This is a genomic window from Alkalinema pantanalense CENA528 (genome assembly GCF_050753345.1).
Lineage (GTDB): Bacteria > Cyanobacteriota > Cyanobacteriia > Leptolyngbyales > Leptolyngbyaceae > Alkalinema > Alkalinema pantanalense.
Genome location: NZ_JBLZFX010000003.1, coordinates 1 through 18,209 on the forward strand (window position 1 = coordinate 1; position 18,209 = coordinate 18,209).

At 50.5% G+C, this 18,209-nt stretch carries 16 protein-coding genes; 7 read left to right on the forward strand and 9 right to left on the reverse strand.

What is annotated here, in order from left to right:
• The first annotated feature begins 96 nt into the window (after positions 1-96).
• From ACN4EG_RS01320 to rnhA, 3 genes are all read left to right on the forward strand, one after another.
• Positions 97-1,512, forward strand: coding sequence for a cation:proton antiporter (locus ACN4EG_RS01320; protein ID WP_431627350.1), 1,416 nt, complete (start codon positions 97-99; stop codon positions 1,510-1,512).
• 94 nt (positions 1,513-1,606) lie between these two features.
• A complete protein-coding gene (locus ACN4EG_RS01325) occupies positions 1,607-1,750 on the forward strand; it encodes a hypothetical protein (RefSeq protein ID WP_431627351.1) in 144 nt (47 codons plus the stop codon).
• On the forward strand, positions 1,731-2,663 hold the full coding sequence (gene rnhA, locus ACN4EG_RS01330; protein WP_431627352.1) for a ribonuclease HI: 933 nt from the start codon (positions 1,731-1,733) through the stop codon (positions 2,661-2,663). The genes ACN4EG_RS01325 and rnhA overlap by 20 nt, the downstream gene beginning before the upstream one ends.
• Before the next feature lie 58 nt (positions 2,664-2,721).
• On the opposite strand, the gene ACN4EG_RS01335 is transcribed toward rnhA, so the two are convergent.
• From ACN4EG_RS01335 to ACN4EG_RS01345, 3 genes are all read right to left on the reverse strand, one after another.
• Positions 2,722-4,047 (reverse strand): serpin family protein, encoded by a 1,326-nt coding sequence (locus ACN4EG_RS01335; protein ID WP_431627353.1) that lies wholly within the window; start codon positions 4,045-4,047, stop codon positions 2,722-2,724.
• 124 nt (positions 4,048-4,171) lie between these two features.
• Positions 4,172-6,706, reverse strand: coding sequence for a sugar phosphate nucleotidyltransferase (locus ACN4EG_RS01340; protein WP_431627354.1), 2,535 nt, complete (start codon positions 6,704-6,706; stop codon positions 4,172-4,174).
• A gap of 146 nt (positions 6,707-6,852) precedes the next feature.
• Complete coding sequence (locus ACN4EG_RS01345; protein WP_431627355.1) at positions 6,853-7,740, reverse strand: Rpn family recombination-promoting nuclease/putative transposase; 888 nt, start codon at positions 7,738-7,740, stop codon at positions 6,853-6,855.
• 131 nt (positions 7,741-7,871) lie between these two features.
• Between ACN4EG_RS01345 and crcB the strand changes: the two genes are divergently transcribed.
• Positions 7,872-8,291 carry a fluoride efflux transporter CrcB gene (gene crcB / locus ACN4EG_RS01350; protein WP_431627356.1) on the forward strand — a complete coding sequence of 140 codons (420 nt, stop codon included), beginning with the start codon at positions 7,872-7,874 and terminating at the stop codon, positions 8,289-8,291.
• Positions 8,292-8,385: 94 nt separating this feature from the next.
• On the opposite strand, the gene ACN4EG_RS01355 is transcribed toward crcB, so the two are convergent.
• From ACN4EG_RS01355 to ACN4EG_RS01370, 4 genes are all read right to left on the reverse strand, one after another.
• Entirely contained in the window at positions 8,386-8,613 is a 228-nt protein-coding gene (locus ACN4EG_RS01355; RefSeq protein ID WP_431627357.1) for a hypothetical protein, read from the reverse strand.
• Positions 8,614-9,103: 490 nt separating this feature from the next.
• Positions 9,104-9,622, reverse strand: a complete 519-nt coding sequence (locus ACN4EG_RS01360) for a hypothetical protein (protein ID WP_431627358.1) — start codon at positions 9,620-9,622, stop codon at positions 9,104-9,106.
• 149 nt (positions 9,623-9,771) lie between these two features.
• On the reverse strand, positions 9,772-10,692 hold the full coding sequence (locus tag ACN4EG_RS01365; RefSeq protein ID WP_431627359.1) for an S-layer homology domain-containing protein: 921 nt from the start codon (positions 10,690-10,692) through the stop codon (positions 9,772-9,774).
• 499 nt (positions 10,693-11,191) lie between these two features.
• Positions 11,192-12,100: an alpha/beta fold hydrolase gene (locus ACN4EG_RS01370; RefSeq protein ID WP_431627360.1), complete on the reverse strand. Its 909-nt coding sequence runs from the start codon at positions 12,098-12,100 to the stop codon at positions 11,192-11,194.
• Positions 12,101-12,437: 337 nt separating this feature from the next.
• On the opposite strand from ACN4EG_RS01370, the gene ACN4EG_RS01375 reads away from it, so the two are divergent.
• Both ACN4EG_RS01375 and ACN4EG_RS01380 read left to right on the forward strand, forming a co-directional pair.
• Entirely contained in the window at positions 12,438-13,952 is a 1,515-nt protein-coding gene (locus ACN4EG_RS01375; RefSeq protein WP_431627361.1) for a bifunctional pantoate--beta-alanine ligase/(d)CMP kinase, read from the forward strand.
• A 258-nt stretch (positions 13,953-14,210) separates the two neighbouring features.
• A complete protein-coding gene (locus ACN4EG_RS01380; RefSeq protein ID WP_431627362.1) occupies positions 14,211-14,438 on the forward strand; it encodes a DUF4327 family protein in 228 nt (75 codons plus the stop codon).
• Between the two features lie 229 nt (positions 14,439-14,667).
• On the opposite strand, the gene ACN4EG_RS01385 is transcribed toward ACN4EG_RS01380, so the two are convergent.
• Both ACN4EG_RS01385 and ACN4EG_RS01390 read right to left on the reverse strand, forming a co-directional pair.
• A complete protein-coding gene (locus ACN4EG_RS01385; RefSeq protein ID WP_431627363.1) occupies positions 14,668-15,693 on the reverse strand; it encodes a serine/threonine phosphatase in 1,026 nt (341 codons plus the stop codon).
• Positions 15,683-15,820: a hypothetical protein gene (locus ACN4EG_RS01390; protein WP_431627364.1), complete on the reverse strand. Its 138-nt coding sequence runs from the start codon at positions 15,818-15,820 to the stop codon at positions 15,683-15,685. The genes ACN4EG_RS01385 and ACN4EG_RS01390 overlap by 11 nt, the downstream gene beginning before the upstream one ends.
• A gap of 763 nt (positions 15,821-16,583) precedes the next feature.
• Between ACN4EG_RS01390 and gatB the strand changes: the two genes are divergently transcribed.
• A complete protein-coding gene (gatB, locus tag ACN4EG_RS01395; protein WP_431627365.1) occupies positions 16,584-18,074 on the forward strand; it encodes an Asp-tRNA(Asn)/Glu-tRNA(Gln) amidotransferase subunit GatB in 1,491 nt (496 codons plus the stop codon).
• Positions 18,075-18,209: the final 135 nt, after the last annotated feature.

Sequence of the window (18,209 nt, forward strand, 5' to 3'; positions counted from 1 at the left end):
AGATTCAGCATGAGAAGGCTCTGGGCTACTGCTTCACATTATCCATTATTTCCCAACACGTCTACTATTCATCATTGCCCTGATCACCGTTAGACCATGATATTGAACAGTTTTCTTTCCCATTGCAATCTTGGCATTGCCTCCTTGATGCCACCTTGGCCCCTACTCGCCGTTGTTGAAGCAGAGGATTCACCGATTGTTCTATCTGGCGTGTTGCTGACGCTAGTGGTGATTTATCTCGCCAGTAAACTAGGCGCAGAAGCTGCTAGACGCTTTGATTTTCCGCCAGTCTTGGGGGAACTGGTTGCAGGGGTGATTGTCGGCGTGTCGGCATTGCACCTAGTCATTTTTCCCGAGGGTGGATTAGCGGCCTCTGACTCGCTGATCGTGACTGCTTTGCAGGGATTAAACTCACTAACACCGGATGCCGTAACGCGCATCTTTGAGTCGCAAAGTGAAATCATTTCAGTGCTCGCTGAAATTGGTGTCATTATTCTGTTGTTTGAAATTGGTCTAGAGTCTGACCTGCGGCAACTCAAGGAAGTGGGGATTCAAGCGACGGTGGTTGCCTTTGTGGGGGTTGCGGTGCCTTTCGCAGCCGGTACCGCAGGGGCTATGTTACTGTTTCATGTGGCAGCAATTCCAGCGATTTTTGCGGGGGCAGCGTTAACTGCGACCAGTATCGGCATTACCTCTAAAGTTTTGTCTGAGCTAGGTCAGCTTAAATCGAAGGAAGGTCAAATTATCGTTGGTGCAGCAGTCATTGACGATGTGTTGGGCATTATCGTTTTAGCCGTGGTTGCTAGCTTGGCAAAAACGGGTGAAATTGATATTGCAAATGTAATTTATTTGATTGTGGGTGCGACGGCCTTCCTGTTTGGCTCCATTGCCTTGGGGGGCATTTTCAACAAGAGTTTTGTCGCGATCGTTGAGAAATTCAAAACCCGTGGAAACGTTGTCATTCCAGCGTTTATCTTTGCCTTTTTTATGGCATTTTTAGGGAATGCGATTCATCTTGAGGCAATTTTAGGAGCCTTTGCAGCGGGTTTGGTGCTGGATGAAACCGATGCCCGGAATGAGCTAGATGAACTGATCAAGCCGATCGCCGATTTGCTAGTGCCGATTTTCTTTGTGACGGTGGGGGCACGCGCTGATTTGACGGTGCTGAATCCGGCTATCCCCGAAAACCGGGCAGGGCTGTTGATTGCAGTCTTTTTAGTGGCAGTGGCGATCGTCGGCAAGCTGGTTACAGGTTGGGCCGTGTTTGGTCAACCGGGCATTAATCGCCTCGCGATCGGGGTTGGCATGATTCCTCGGGGGGAAGTGGGCTTAGTCTTTGCTGGCATTGGTTCGGCCAGTGGCATTTTGGATAAGCCGTTGGAAGTCTCCATTATCATCATGGTAATTTTGACCACGTTCCTAGCGCCGCCCTTTCTCCGAGTTGCCTTTGGAAACACAGGCGAAACCGTGGCGATCGAAGCAGCCCCCTCAGTGGAACCTGCTAGTAAATAAAAACTAGTCCATAACAATCTGTCAAATAACCTGTCAAACATGATTACTTGACAGTCGGCATCCTTGGGGCAGACCTGGGGATGCTGATTTTTTGATGCAGTCATACTGTTGGCTACAGCGACTGGGGACAGAATCCGGCATAATAGTTCAGGTGTTCGAGACGATCGCGACCTATGGTCGATCGTTCAATGAATCAAGTTCCGGATTGAAGGTAGGCTATGGCATCCAGCAAAATTGAGCGAATTTACACAGATGGGGCTTGTGCTGGTAATCCTGGCCCCGGCGGTTGGGGAACGGTTATTTACTTCGCCGATGGCATGGTTCACGAATTGGGCGGGGGCGATCCTCAGACCACCAATAACCGTATGGAAATGCAAGCGGCTGTTTCTGCCTTGGAATTTTTTGCAGCGTCGGGACAAACAACGCCGATCGTGCTCTACACCGATAGCGAATATCTCCGCAAAGGCGTGACCCAATGGCTAGCAGGCTGGAAGCGCAAAGGCTGGAAAACAGCGACGGGCAAGCCTGTACTGAATCAAGATCTCTGGGAAGCCCTCGATCGACTCAACTCGCCTCAAGTGGAATGGCAGTATGTGCGGGGGCATTCGGGGGATCCGGGCAATGAGCGGTGTGATGAAATTGCACGGGCTTTTTCCCAAGGAAGAAATCTGTATTTGCAGCAACGTAGCCTCGATCGGACGGATGCAGAAGCAAGTCAGGCAGAAGCGAGTCCAGCAGACGTGAGTCAGGCAAAACCGCAGCAACAAGAAGCCAGTTCTCCGGAAGCATCGGTCAGCCAACTCACAATTACTGCATTGACTGAGCCTGCACCCTCTCCTGAGTCTTCGCCGGAGAATGCGGCACCGTCTTTCAAATTATCCGAATCTCCCGCCGCTTGGCCAACGATGAATGCTGTCAGTCTGGCGACGGGGCAGTCTATGGATCTCAAAGTGCGCTTGGAAATGCTGCAAATGGCCGATGAAATCGCCGATCGCTGTTACCTGATCACCTCGATCGAACTGGCTCAGTTAGTGCAGTTAGATCCCGCTACAATTGACCAAAAGAATAGCCCTTGGATCTGGCGCAATTGGCAGATCGATCGGGTCACTAATGCAGCAGATGAGCAATTCTGGCAACTGCAACGGCTATAGCATTAAGACGAATAATTATACAGCACTGCGATCGGTCACCTGCCCAACATCCTAGAGTTTATTGGCTGGGATCGACGATCGTTCCCATAAATAAAATCGTTTCCGTTTGTTGGTCATACAACATACAGAAGAATGGTCGATCGACCACTATTTGAAACGGTGGATTTTTGGGAATTGAGGTTGTTCCAATACCGATCGAGGTAACACCCGCTGCTTCCGTTCCTTCTTCATTCACTTCCACAAAAGTCTTATGTTTGACTTGGCCGATGAAGGTGGAACGATCGCTCAGATTGCTAAAATCGGCCACTCCAGGAATAAAGGCAGGTTTCATGCCCAGCGCGGTGAGGGCATCCTTGAGTTCTGTGGAATACTCCAATTTGAAACGAGGCAAAACGATTTCCCCATCCCGTTTGCTAAACTGTTGTCGCCAGCGTTCCCAATTCTCAGCCGTCAGGCTTTCAGCCCAGGTATCTAGCATTTTACCCTGCTTAGGCAAAAAGACATAAAGGCTCAAATGTCGATCGCTGTAGGGTAGGCTGATTGCTTGGAAATCATTGGTTTCGTAGTAGGGATATTTGCCAAACTGTTGCATCATAGGATGCTTTTTGGGTTGGCCGTTGGCTAGCTGAAAAGGTTGTTCGCGGGTCTGTTGTTTGTCGAAGGGTTTTTCCCAATTGCCTTTGAAGTAGATTGCATTAATCAAATACAACACATCTTCAGGGTTGAGCCGATCGACAATTTTCTCAATCCGTCCATTGGTGTTTCGCTTGACCCAGTTATTGATTACTTGGGGAGACTTGGGATCGGCGAAATTCAGTGACGAAACCTTCGCTTGATAAAACTTCTGATTGCGACTCAGAAATTCATTGTTGAATGAGATCCCTTGCTTAGCCCACAGAGAATTCGCGATCGTGAGTTTGACCTTAGCATTATCCGATTCCAATCTGGTTTTCAACGTTTCATTGGCCGCGTTTACGGCATCAAGGCTTAAGTCTTGTAATTGCAATGCTTCTGACATCGCCTTCTGCGTTTCCCCAGCGGCTCCGTTGTACAGCATCGACAGCGAAATCGCCACACTGGAGGGCGAAATAAAGACATTGCGAGATCGATCCGATTGTCGCACTGCGGCTAACAGGTTGAAGCCAAAGCGCGTGTTGGCAGCGATAAGTTGAGGGTTCACAGGTTTGGGAGCGATGGGTCGAGCGGATGGGGCAGTGGAGCTAGGCGGCCCCTCAATCGAACGAGTCGGCGAACTAGAGGGGGCATCGGGTCGCGATCGAACCGGAGCCGCGTGGGAACAACTGATGATGCTGACCCCTAACACAAGGGTCAACAACGTGGTAGCAAGTAGGGTAAAGCGCTGGGAATATACAGGGGGAGACATAGCAGATTTTTAATGGGTCCTAGAGTCTTGAGGTGGGATTGTGCCGAATATGACTGTCTACAAACCACGATCGACCAACTACTGAAAGGTTGAATGTCCTTGTGCAGCTTTTGTAATTGGTTGGCTATACCATTTGTTTGCTTTCTTCAATGCCCTGTTGTTGAATTACAAATTCCTGAACCTGCAAGCGGTATTCCCGCAGCGTTTCATCCACCCAAGCTCGATCGCGTCCATTGGCACAGATATGAATTTGTGGTTCGCTGGCATCCGGCAGCACCAGCACCCAACTATCATGCTGGTTATTGAAAATCTTGACGCCATCGATTAATTCCAAATCATCGTTGGCATGGGTTTCCACCAAATGCCGCATTAATGCCCCTTTCATGCCCCAGGGACAACGCACAGTATAGGTTTTGTGGGTAATGCGGGGGCAAGAGGCCCGAATTTCTCCCAGCGTCCGTTCCTGCATGGTCAGCAATTCAATGAGTTTGGCAATGCAAAACATTGCATCAAAGCCAGGATGGAGTTGCGGGAAAATAAAACCCATATCGCCACTGCCGCCCAAAACAACGTTGGAATTGTTATAGCAAGCTTCCATTAAGGCTGTTGGATTAGCTTTGGTGCGAATGACTTGGGCATCATGGCGACGGGCAATCTCTTCGATCGCGCTGGAGGTTTGCACCGGAACCACGACGGCACTGCGGGGATAGGCATTTAACATCAATTCCACCACCAAAGCCGTTAGCGTTTCTCCACGAATGGGACTGCCCGTTTCATCGACTAGCACCAATAATTCCCCATTGGCGGAAACCTGCACCCCAAAGGTGGCTCGCAACGCTTCCACCACATGGCCGAGTTGGTTGAGCAAGGTTTCCCGATCGGCCTGGGTGGGCGCATTTTGGGTCAAACTTGCATTGAGCACGACGGCATCACAGCCAAACTTGGCTAACAACTGCGGCAGAACCGCCCCCGAGACAGCATAGGCATAGTCAATCACCACTTTGCCGCCACTCTGTTGCAGAACCTGCACATTGAGATTTTGGGAAAAGACACGGCTGTAGATATCCAATGCATGGTTCATTTCCACGACATTACCAATTTCCGTAATCGATGCGCGGCGAAAATCTTCCTTGAAAAAAGCACCTTCAATTTTCTTTTCCATGGCTTTGGAAATATTGATGCCCTTATCGTCGAGAAATTCAATCAAGATGTAGTTCGATCGCTCGGGATCAAACCGCACATGAATGCCCCCCGCCACGCCCAGGATGGGCACCACCGATCGGGAAACGGGAATCGCTGTCGCTTCTAAATTTTGGACATTAATTCCTACGGACATTAAGCCTGCAATCAGCGATCGGGAGACCATCCAGGAAATGCTGCGCTGATCCCGCGAAACCGTCACCTGGGCTCCGGGCTTCAGGGTAGACCCGTAGGCCGCACCCAATTTCACCGCAAATTCCGGAATGATATCCACATTGGCAATGCCCGCCACCCCCCGCTGCCCAAATAAGTTACGGTGGGCCGTATAGCCCCAAATCAGGTTACTGTTGAGCGTAGCCCCCGGTTCCACATCTTTACTCGGCCAAATGCGGATATTGGGGCTGATTTTGGCTTCTTCCCCGATCGTGCAGAGGGGGCCAACGATCGACCCTTCCAGTACATGGGCACGACGGGCCACCCGCACGCCCCGCGCCAAGACACAGGCTCGTAAATGGGCTTCTTCCCCAATCACTGACCCATTCCAAATGATGGGTCGCTTGAGATCTGCATCTGATCCCACAATGACGTTATCCCCGACGATCGTGCCTGCTTCCACATAAACCCGTGCCCCAATGCGACAGTTATTACCAATCAGGACGGGAGCCTCTAGCCGCGCACTGGGATCAATCCAAGTATCCTCTCCCACCCAAATTCCCGGCGATCGACAGGTGTAGTCGATGTGCAGTTTAACCTGTTGGGACAGGGCTGCGTATTGCGCTTCTCGGTAAGCATCCAAGTGGCCCACATCACACCAATACCCATCCGCCACATAGCCATACATCAGTTCATCTTTTTCCAAAAGCAGCGGAAAGAGATCCTTGGAGAAGTCGGCTTCGGAATCTGCGGGTAAATAATCTAAAACCTCCGGTTCCAGGATATAAATTCCAGTGTTGACGGTGTCGGAAAAAATTTCACTCGTGGATGGCTTTTCCAAAAAGCGACGGATGCGGCCCGTTTCATCGGTGATCACCACGCCAAATTCCAAAGGATTAGGCACATGGGTTAGCACTAGCGTTGCTTTCGCCTGCCGCTGCTTGTGATAGGCGATCGCGGCCTTGAGATCAAAGTCTGTAACGCTATCACCACTAATGACAATGAAGGTTTCGTCCAGCAACTCTGAAATATTTTTGACGCAACCTGCCGTCCCCAGGGGTTTATCTTCTTCGACGGCATAAATCATCTGCACACCAAAATCACTGCCATCCTGGAAGTAATCGCGCAGTAGGTCAGGCAGATAGTGCAGGGTGACGATGATTTCAGTAATACCGTAGTGTTTGAGCAGATTCACGATGTGCTCAGCGATCGGGCGATTCAGGATCGGCACCATGGGTTTGGGCAAATCACAGGTGAGGGGGCGTAGCCGAGTTCCTGACCCTCCAGCCATCAATACTGCTCGCATACCGTTATCCTCTGCACAGGTCTTCTTTCTACATTTCAACCTGTGTTTTGCGGTTTGGGGGGGACGATCGTAAAAATTAAGAGTTTGCAATAGTTACAGTCAATCGAATTGCAATCCATTGGCAAGCACGATCGTTGGCCCGAAGATTACTCTGGTATGTCAGGTGTATCAGCTTGGGCTTCAGAGGAAGGTGCGGCTGGGGAGTCGTCTTGGGCTTGGGCTAACCAGGTTACTAACTCCTGTACGGTTTGCCAGTCCAGCAATAATTCAGCCATCTCTTCTAACTGCACGATCGGTAAACTAGAAATCTGCGCCACGATCGCCTCGGGTAGCTCCCCAAACCGCCGCCTTAGCTGCTTCAGAATTACGGTTGCTTCCCCTTGCCGCGCCCCAGCTTGCTCTCCCTCCGCAAAAATACTTCGATAGATCGGTGTATTTTCTAACGTAATTCCAATCATTGCTGCGACCTCGTCACGGGTAAGGTTGGTGAATTTGTAGACCATGATGGTGGAAATTATTTCAATTATCGCACGGTCGTCTTGGGTTTGATGGACTAGGGTTCTGGCCGCAGTAATGGCCGCCGTTTCCTCCAAGGTCGTCAAGATCATCAATTGGATGCCGATCGAAAGGTCTTCCCACGATCGCACTTGATCTAGGTAAACCCTTGTCAATTTACCAGTATCAATCAAATATTGGTGAGGTTCCCAGCCAGGTTGTTCTGTGGCTGCGTCTGGGTAAATGGCCACCAGTTTCCAGTCCCAGCAGTGATCGCGATTGCGGTAAAAATACAAGGCCGCTTCACAGACTAAGCGTTCATACAGCAAGGGATCGCGCTGAAATTGCACTTCTGCGAAAAACACAACACCGGATGGGTCAGGCGGTAGAAACACCCCATCAATCCGAAAGCTGGTTTCCTTGACCTCGATCGAATCAAATTGATAAGCATCTGCATTACTGGGTGCTTCAGGCAATAGATCAAATAATAATGCGGGCGATTGTTGGAACAGTTTGTAGAAAATCGAGTCGCGACGCATTAGAGAAAAATCCTAGATCCCACTTAAAACAACAACATGACTGGACTCAATCGGAATTCCATTCAATTCAAGAATTCGATCGTCAGTACTATCATACCTATATCCATCGTCTTGAAAGACCTAAAAATACAATGACGCTAGATCCCCAACTCCGTGCCCCGATCGCCATTGCCCTGGGTGCGATCGCAGGAGCCTTGGCTCGTTACTATCTAACTCTATGGTTTACCCAGCGTTTTGGGACTGATTTCCCCTACGGCACCTTTATCATTAATGTCAGTGGTTGCTTTTTGATGGGTTTAGTGGCAACTTTAGCGTTGGATGAACAGTTTGTTTCTCCGGAAATGCGGCTATTGCTCACCACGGGTTTTCTAGGAGCCTATACTACGTTTTCAACCTATGGGTTGGATACGGTGAATTTAATTCGCCTCGATCGACTCATCATTGCGGCGGGCTATGGGCTGGGAAGTGCGGCGTTGGGGCTGCTGGCAGTACAAGCGGGAACGATCGTGGCTCAGCAGATCCTCCCTTGGCTTCACCGTTGGGGAAAATAATGGGCAACCAGTGAGCGATCGCACCGACCCAAAAACCAGGATTTTCAGTAAATCCCGGTTTTTAACAATTCTCGGGACAACCGATCGATCTCGCTTACTCCAAAACTCGATCGCGTTCCATCATGCTGATGTATTTCCAATCAGAGCCGAGCACGGGAATCGGGGGACTCCAGCGAATGCGTTCGCAAAACCGCACCACTTGCAATTGGTTGATCGTGGATTGGATTTCTTCGCGGGTACCGAGGAGGTAGATTTGGAACGGTCTGCGGGAATCGTCGATCGGGGATTCTGGGCGATCGTTACCGCCAAAGCCAATAAACATGGGATTTCTCCTGGATGTAGATGGGGAGGAAATCCCAAAAATTAAGACCACCCTTTTGCGCAGGACAAGTAGGGTGGCCCGATCGAATGCTAAAATCCGTGTCAGACCGCCTAGCTGCCTTACTCAGCTTGGGGTTTAGCTACCCTTTGTTGTTGACAGCAACGCTGGGTAGCGCCTTAATTTTTGGGGTCGTAGCTGATGCCAATCGGGACTTTGCGACACGGTTGCATTCAGCTATGGAAACTAAGCCTAGGAGGAAAGTGGGGCGCTGTCAACTATTTTGCGATTGTTTGCAATATTGTGATGTTTGGCAATGTGGCATCTGGCAACAGTTTGATAGCGTCAATAGCCAACACAGGTAAAATAACGCTGACACAAAACACAGCGCTGACGTAAAACACAACACTGCCATGACACGGACGCAACAACAATCAACAGCATTCGATTTAATCGAAGCAGCAAGAAGATTTCGGTAGGCCGTTAGCTAGGGCTAGAAGCGGATACCAACGCCCCCTTGAATAGAAGCTGCGGTACCACCACTACGCTTGTAGGCATCAAAGGCAATCACCGCATTACCAAAAACTACAACGTTGCTGTTGGGTAGGGAATAATCAATGCCAGGTTGGATCGCGAAGGCCGTTTTATTGCCCACAGGTGTGTTGCCTCCGAGGTGAACGGATGCCCCCAAGCCGAGGTACGCATCGGTTTGCCAGTTGATGGGCACATCGTAGGAGATGGTGGGGACGATCGCGGTGCCAGACCCGATGAAACCTTGGGCACGGATGGAAATCGGCGCTTCGAGGAATTTGTAACGAGCCGCAATTAAACCAGAAATTTCTCGCTCTTCGCCGTTTCCTCCTTTGGTCAGTCCGATCGCAGGGCCAACCCCCACATAGCTGCCATAGGCGGCTTGGGCCTGGGCGGACTGGCTCTGGAACGTAACGGCCAAAACGAGGCTACTGGCGAGAACGGGGACGATCGAAGTGATTTGTTTAAAGACGTGATTCATCGTTGAACTCCTCAAAGCGGTTTCGCTAGGTTTAGTGATCGTATTTAGCGATCTAGATTTAGCGATCGAAGGTTCTCAGCCAGATTGAAGTCAGCTGATTTCTGCTTTTATCATACCCAAGAACGCCAGAACGGTTAATTTTCCTCGATCTAGGGTGAGGTAGCAGGACTGGCCGTTGGTGTTGGGCCGGGTGGGGTGGCCCCCTTAAGGATGTCTTTGGCGGAAATGCCATCACCTTGGAACCCAAAGTACCAAAGCACAGCGATCGCTTCAGCATAGGTGACAGAGCGCTTGGGCTGGAACAGGGTCGTATAGCCAAAGGCACGGCGAATGTTGGACTGGTCGCTGTTTTGGAAGTCCATGTAGATAGCGCGTAGGGCTTTGGGGGCAATTTTGTTGGCGTCTTGGAACCCCCAAGTCTGCTGGATACTGTCGATCGTGGCGTTGGGCAATACTTGGCGGGTATCGATCGGAACTTTCCAGAGAATCAACTCTTCGCGGGTGAGGGCCGCATTGGGACGGAACAGGGTCGCGGTGCTGTCACCGGAGAGAGGACTGGGAATCAGACCCGCTTCGGCCAATCCTTGGATCGTGGGAAAGCCAGGGTCGTCGCTGGGCACATCCTGGAAGGCCGGTGGGGTGTTGGGAGTGGCAAGGCGAATTTGTTTGGCAGGAGTGGTGGCATAGAGGCGATTGTTAACGGCAACCAGCCAATGGGCATACTCGCGGCGGGTAATGTTTTTGATCAGAGATAAATTACCGCTGGGAGAGATGACTTCTAGGTCGAGGACATCCTTGAGATAGGGTTGCAGTTGGCTGGGAACTTGGGTGGGGTCGGTGAAGCGATCGCTAGAAGTAGGGCTAGGAGAAGGGGTAGGAGTAGGCGTGGAGGAAGGGGAAGAGCTGGGAGTGGAAGTAGGCGTAGAAGTGGGAGTGGAAGTGGGGGAAGGCGTGAGGCGGGGATCGACTTGGATAGCTTGCTGGAGGGACTGGGCATTGGGACTGTTAGCACAGCCGAGGGGAAGGAGGAACAGGGTAAGGAGGAGGGGGATTCGGAAGTCAGACAGCACAGAGATACCCAGAATAACCAAGTGTTTTCCTAGTCTAGCCTCCAACGCTAACTCTCTGGGAGGGGTAGAGCGGGAATGGACGATCAATTTCCGAGGATTCCGCTAGGCTTTTCATCCCCAATTGAGTAATCACGGCTACAAATCCGATCCCCCTTCCCCCACGTTACGTGCCGCTCAACTAGAAAAAAGGGCAAATTCAGACAAATTCTTTTAAAGTTCTTCTTTTTTCTTGGTGTAGCCTCTCCACAGGAGATAGGGGAATTTAGGGAGATCGTCATGGGTTGCAATCACAAGTTGATTCGCTACGAGATCTCACTTTTAATCTATTGATTGACTCCAATCTCTATATCAGCACTATTGCAATAGCATTCAAGCCTATGGATTTGCAGAGTGGGGCTTAGTAATCATTACGATCGCTATTAGCTATTCCAGCTGGATACCTTGATATTGCCCCAATCAATTGACCCAATCAACGGAGTTTAGGATGACTCAACGCTATCTAGAACGTTTTCAGTAGCCATTCCCGAATTTTTTGATTGACCAATTCCGGTGCATCATCGTGGGGACAGTGCCCTGCGGGGATGAAGTCCTGCTGGGCCTTGGGATAGTACTTGCTAAATTTAGCACCTCGCTGACGGGCATTGCCGACCCAAGGATCTTGCTCGCCCCAGAGCAAATACAGCGGTTGCGTCAGCTTTTGCAATAGGGAGTCATTCGATTCTCCCTTCGGTGCACGAAACACCAATGCAAACACTTTTGCCGCGCCCCGATCGCAGGAAGGTCGATAAATATCTTCCACTAATTCATCGGTCACTTCCGCCTGATTGACATAGACCTGCTTCAAGGTTTTCCGAATAAATGCTTTATTTTGCACGTATTTGAAAATAAACCAACTGAACCAGTCTTGATTCAAAAACGTCTTAAAGGTGGTACCGATTAGCTTTTGCAAGGGGCTGGGCTGGGGACGATTTTTTAGATCTTCACTAAATCCCCCCGCAGGGTTCAACAAAATAGCCCCCTTCGCCACCTCGGGAAAGCGAGCAGTGGTTGCCAGTGCCACATACCCCCCGATCGAATTCCCCGCAATTACCGTCGGTTTACCAATGACCGTTTGGATAAAATCGTAGAGCTGATCCGCCCAAAGGTCTCCCCCATACTGCGTTTCTGCCTTGTCCGATCGACCGAACCCTAGGAGATCGATCGCATAGACTTCAAAATCCGATTGCAATCCCGCAATATTCTTTTTCCAGTGATCCGTTGAAGCCCCAAAGCCGTGTACCAAGAGCAATGCAGGACGATCGACGTAGGTTTTACCCGCGTCTACCCCCGCTTTGACATAGTAAATCTTGAACCCTCGCCAAGACCAATAGTGACCGGGCAAAGTAACAACAGGGGAAGCAATGGTCATGATGGTGCAACTGTAAAGAACAGTAACGTAATATGTTCCATTGTAACGTTTCTCAGCCTGAAACGAACTGGTGCCTTCATCCATTCACCTTTTTCAACGATTTTCAGTGCTCTCCTATCTGCCATGGCCCCCTTTGCTAGTTCCAGCGACAATTCCAGTGCTAATTCCAGTCCTTAGCAATTTCCTCTCCCTTTTCTCCCATACCCCAGTCTTGGAGTTCTCATAATGTAACTGAGCTCCCCCGCGCCCTCAATTGCGCCTTGGCTCCATTCCGATACACTTGAAGAGGTCTTTTTGTCGTCCACCTTACCAAAATCCTACGAAGAGGGGGTTCCCTGTGCGCCTGTTTACGACCGTTGCTGCGCTTCGTTGTTACTTAGCCCAATGCCGCAAACTCGAGGGAACCGTAGGTTTGGTCCCAACTATGGGAGCGCTCCATGCCGGACACCAGAGCTTGATCGATCGCGCCCGCCAGGAAAACCAGTGGGTCGTTGTCACGATTTTTGTCAATCCTTTGCAATTTGGCCCCCAGGAGGATTTCGATCGCTACCCCCGTACCCTAGACGCCGATCAGGCCCTGTGCGCCGCCGCTGGGGTAGATGTGATTTTTGCGCCCCATCCGTCAGAATTAGGCATTATTCCTGCGGCCAATGCAGAGGTAACTCAAGTTGTTCCGCCTGTATCAATGCAGACAGGATTGTGTGGAGCATCCCGACCAAGCCACTTTAACGGCGTAGCAACCATCGTCACCAAGCTACTCAATTTAGTGCAACCCGATCGCGCCTACTTTGGCCAGAAGGACGCCCAGCAATTAGCCATTATCCAACGGTTGGTTGTCGATCTGAATCTGTCCGTAGAAATTGTGGCCTGCCCGATCGTCCGGGAAGCCAGTGGCCTTGCCCTGAGTTCTAGAAATCAGTATCTGAGTGCCGAAGAAAAACAAGAAGCTTTGGTTCTTTCCCAGGGGCTATTGGCCGCAGAACAGGAATTTCGCCGGGGCGAACGCCAGCGATCGCGCCTCATAGACCTCGTCAAATCCCAACTGGCCGCAGCTCCCAACCTGCAGCCGGAGTATGTGGAATTAGTTGATCCAACAACACTAACGCCATTGACAGAAGTTGCAGAAAATGGATTACTGGCGATCGCAGCCCGATTAGGCAACACTCGATTAATCGACAATGTATTATTGCGCACCCGTAAGCCCATTGTGGCAATCGACGGCCCTGCGGGTGCGGGTAAGTCCACCGTGACGAAACAAGTGGCACAAGCATTGGGATTATTCTATTTGGACACCGGAGCCATGTATCGTGCAATTACCTGGTTAGTGCTACAATCCGGCATTTCCGTTACCGATGAACCCGCGATCGCCGAATTGGTCTTTCAATGTCACATTACCCTGACGGACGATCGGGTAGAAATTAACGGGCAAGAGGTGACCCAAGCGATCCGAACGCCGGAAGTCACCAGCCAAGTCTCCACGATCGCCGCCCAAACCGCCGTGCGCCAAGCCCTCGTCCAGCAACAGCGGGAATATGGTAAACGGGGGGGCGTTGTTCTGGAGGGACGAGATATTGGCACCCATGTCTTTCCCGACGCGGAACTCAAAATTTTTCTCACTGCCACGGTGGCGGAACGGGCACGCCGCCGGCAAATGGATCTCAAGCGAATGGGCCAACCGGTTCCCGATTTAGATGAGCTCGTGCAGTTAATTGCGGAACGGGATGCCAAGGACAGCACTCGATCGCTCGCGCCCCTTTGCCAAGCGATCGATGCCGTGGAAATTGTCACAGATGGGATGACCATTGAAGAGGTCGTCACCAAGATTGTCACCCTGTACCACGATCGGCAATAAACACGCTACGCTAAGGATAACTCAGTGAGTCATGACGATCTTCACTGGCAAACATTCGTTCCCTATCGGTGGATAAGTAATGAAAAACTGTGACGGTTTGTAATTGCCTGCACAATTAATCTGTTACTGCTACCGGAAATAGGGTATCATACACGCCGAGCACCGAAATCACTGATCGTTGTGCCAGAACCAGGCGTTGCACCATTGCTGAAGGTTGCTGACCTGATTTTCTAGAATTTATCCAGTTTTGAACAACTTATGACTACTCAACAAGTCGCTTATCCGATGGAAAAGCTCCAGCGACAAATACGATCGCTGGTGGACAAGAAGCTGTTGAAACCCAGTGATAGCCTGTGGAAAATTGCCTTACTTTATGGTGATGAATGGGCTTACTGGAAACAGGAGTTGCTGTCCTTCGACTTTTCGATGCAGGATCCCGTGAGCGAATTTCTGGCAGTGGAAACTTGGGAAGAAGACGAGGAATAGGTTGATCTAGCGGGTCGATCGTGGGGCAACGGAATTTCCCCTTTGCCTCAGGTTTATCCGTCTACTTGCAATTCCATCCCTTAACTACAATTCCACCCTGATCGGTTAACTACAATTCCACCCCGATCAGTGTTAACGGAAGCTCGGGGTTTCTTGTTGAAGCGGTTGGCGTCTTCTGGAATTTGCCAATGCTTGCAAGGTACCCCCCTTTTGCTTTCCCGTACCCGTCTTAGAACCGGATCGACTCCAGATTGGGGCGCACTTTTGCCCGAATGACGATCGCTGTAATGTTATCGTGGCCGTTGTACTCGTTGGCTAAACTTATAAGTTCCCGCACTCCTTGATCGAGATTCGCCTGGGAACTAATCAGAGGAGCCACGTAATTGTTTTGGTACTCTTCCAATAGTTGATTATCTGTCAACCCATCGGACGCCAGTAGAAAAAGAGTATCTTCGTTAATCTCCATAAAATGGATATCGGGTTCAACGAATTCGTTGTCCCGTGGTCCTAGGGCTTGGGTTAGTTGGTAGGCATCGGGACGGGCATAGGCTAGTTCTGGGAGCACACCGCGTTTGATCTCTCGCTGGCCCACTTCATGGTCGCAGGTAACTTGCTCTAGCCCATTTTTGCGGGTGTAGCGATAGAGACGGCTATCCCCCACATGGGCCACCGCCACAGTGGTATTGTTTACGATCGCCATCACCAACGTGGTTCCCATACGAGCACTGCCCATGCGCTCCTCCGCCTGATTGCGATCGAAGATCACTTGGTTTGCCAGCAGAACCCCCTCACGGATCACCTGACTGGGCGGGATTTTGGGCGTAGCATTACTGTTGCGCTGGGATCGCCAATAATTTTGGAAAAAATTTTGTAAGGTCTCTACTGCCAATTGGCTAGCAACTTCTCCCCCTGCATGACCCCCCATTCCATCGCAGAGGATATAAATCCCTTGCGCCTGAACCGAGCCACCGGAAGGCTTTTTAATTTGTTGAATCTCTGCAGCAATGCCGTAGTAGTCCTCGTTGTGTTCCCGTTGGAGCCCCACATCTGTTTTTGCTGCATCGTCTAGGTTGGAGAGATGCATCGGTAAGACGATCGTTGGCATATCATCGGGTTCATCTTCCGCCACCTCACTGTCATCCAAAACTTCGATTTGAGTCACCGCTTCCGTGAAGGCTACATCCGCGATCGGGAGATTTTGTTGTGAGGGATGGTTGGAATTCCCGGATTCCAGATTCTGAGGATCAGGTGCCATAGCAGATGTCAAAAAACAACGGGTGAACAGCAAGGGAGAGATGGAGAGACTGGCCTTCAGGATAAACGCGATCGTTCCGAGTCAATGGGCGTGCCCCCAATTTTGCGTCAATGACTCCATACAGCATGCTACTACTGCTCAAAATATTACGAAATGAATCATGGGAAATCCGTTAACTCCAACAATTTGTTGATTTAAAAGGGTGATGGATCACTTGACAAGGGTGATGGATCATAACTGGCGCGTCATAACTAGGCGGCACCGTTTTACATTAGGGCTCACTGCTTCAATCGATTCATTGCTACAACAGGAGGAAAATTACTAAAATTCAGCCACTTGAGTCTGCCCCCGTAGGGATGTAGTCCTTTGAGTCCAGTAGTCCTTTGAGTCCAATTGAGTTTAATTGGTCAGTCTAATCGGTTTGAGTGTAGCCACTTGAGCTGTGATCTCAATTTCAACAGTCCAACAGAACCTTGTCTTTTGGGTGATGTTTCAACCATACTCAGTTTCAACCATACTAAACAGAATTCTCAAAAATGGCTGATTTCCTCTGACAAAAGCCGTCGCTACAGATCGCTACATAATAGTCGATCCGTTACTCCATGATAGTGGCTACATTGGAGCTATATCGGAGCTACATCATCGCCCTGTCGCCACAGGATAGTCGCTAAACGCTACATAGTCACTACACGCTACATAGTCGCTACATTGGGACTACAGAATAGAGTTGTGTGTAGTTGCTATACGGGTGTAATTGCGATAATTGCGATAGAGGGTTACTACACAAGGATGTCCTGACGCGATCGCCGATCAAGCGAGTGAGTTTTACCGATTGGGAAGCGGAGGGAGGCGTTACAATGGGAAACGTCAGAAATTAGGACAAAAAACGTATGACGGCTGCGACTCCAGTGAAGACTCAATACGAAGCCATTATTGGTCTGGAAACCCACTGTCAGTTGAGCACGGAAACGAAGATTTTTTCCGATAGCTCGACGGTGTTTGGTGCGCCGCCCAATACCCACATCGATCCGGTGTGCATGGGCTTGCCAGGAGTGTTGCCCGTGCTCAACCAGAAGGTTTTGGAATATGCAGTCAAAGCAGGCTTGGCTCTGAATTGCACGATCGCACCCTACAGTAAGTTCGATCGTAAACAATATTTTTATCCCGATCTACCTAAGAATTATCAAATTTCCCAGTACGATCTCCCAATCGCTGAACACGGCTGGGTCGAAATTGAACTTTACGATAAAAAGTCTGGCACCTCCACCCGCAAGAAGATTGGCGTCACCCGCCTGCACATGGAAGAAGATGCGGGCAAGTTGGTGCACGGGGGGAGCGATCGACTCGCGGGATCAACCTTCTCCCTCGTGGACTACAACCGGGCTGGAGTCCCGCTGATTGAAATCGTATCTGAGCCTGATATTCGATCGGGGCAAGAAGCCGCAGAGTACGCCCAAGAAATCCGGCGGATTGTTCGCTATCTCGGCGTGAGTGATGGCAACATGCAGGAAGGCTCCCTGCGGTGTGATGTCAATATCTCCGTGCGTCCCTTAGGTCGTGAAACCTTTGGTACCAAGGTTGAGATCAAGAACATGAACTCCTTCAATGCGATTCAACGGGCGATCGACTATGAGATCGAACGGCAGATCGCAGCGGTGGAAGCGGGAGAACCGATCATCCAAGAAACACGGTTGTGGGATGAGGGATCGCAAACGACCCGCACTATGCGTGTTAAGGAGGGATCCAGTGATTATCGCTACTTCCCAGAGCCGGACTTGGGGCCGATCGAAGTGTCCGAAGCCCAACGGGAGCAATGGCGATCGCAACTGCCGGAACTGCCTGTGGAAAAACGGCACCGTTACCAGGAGGAATTGGGCCTCTCCCCCTATGACACCCGCGTGTTGACGGATGACCAGTCAATTACCACCTATTTTGAGCAAACCGTTGCGGCAGGGGCTCCGGCCAAACCTGCGGCCAACTGGATCATGGGGGACATCAGCGCTTACCTGAACGCCAACACAGGGATGACGATCGCAGATCTTAAGCTTGTGCCCCAGGAGTTGGCAGAATTGATCACGCTGATTGAAGGCGGCACCATTAGCAACAAGATCGGTAAGGATATCCTGCCAGAACTGCTGCAAGAGGGTGGCTCTCCCAAAGCACTGATCGAGAAAAAAGGCTTAATTCAAATCTCCGATCCATCGGTCATTGAATCCGCGATCGATGAAGTGATTGCGGCATTCCCTAACGAATTAGAACAGTACAAGGGCGGCAAGACCAAAATGCTGGGCTTCTTTGTGGGGCAAGTGCTCAAAAAAACGGGCGGAAAAGCTGATCCCAAACTAACCAATCAATTGGTTGCGAAAAAGCTGAACAGTTAATCGCAGCGTTGACTGATTCAACCGACGGATTTTCCAATCCAGAGATCTTCTAGGGGGTGATTGTGTCCATGATGGGCCAAACTCGATCCCCCCCTAGGGTCTTGCTATGTGCCACTGTCAATAACAGGCTCAGTC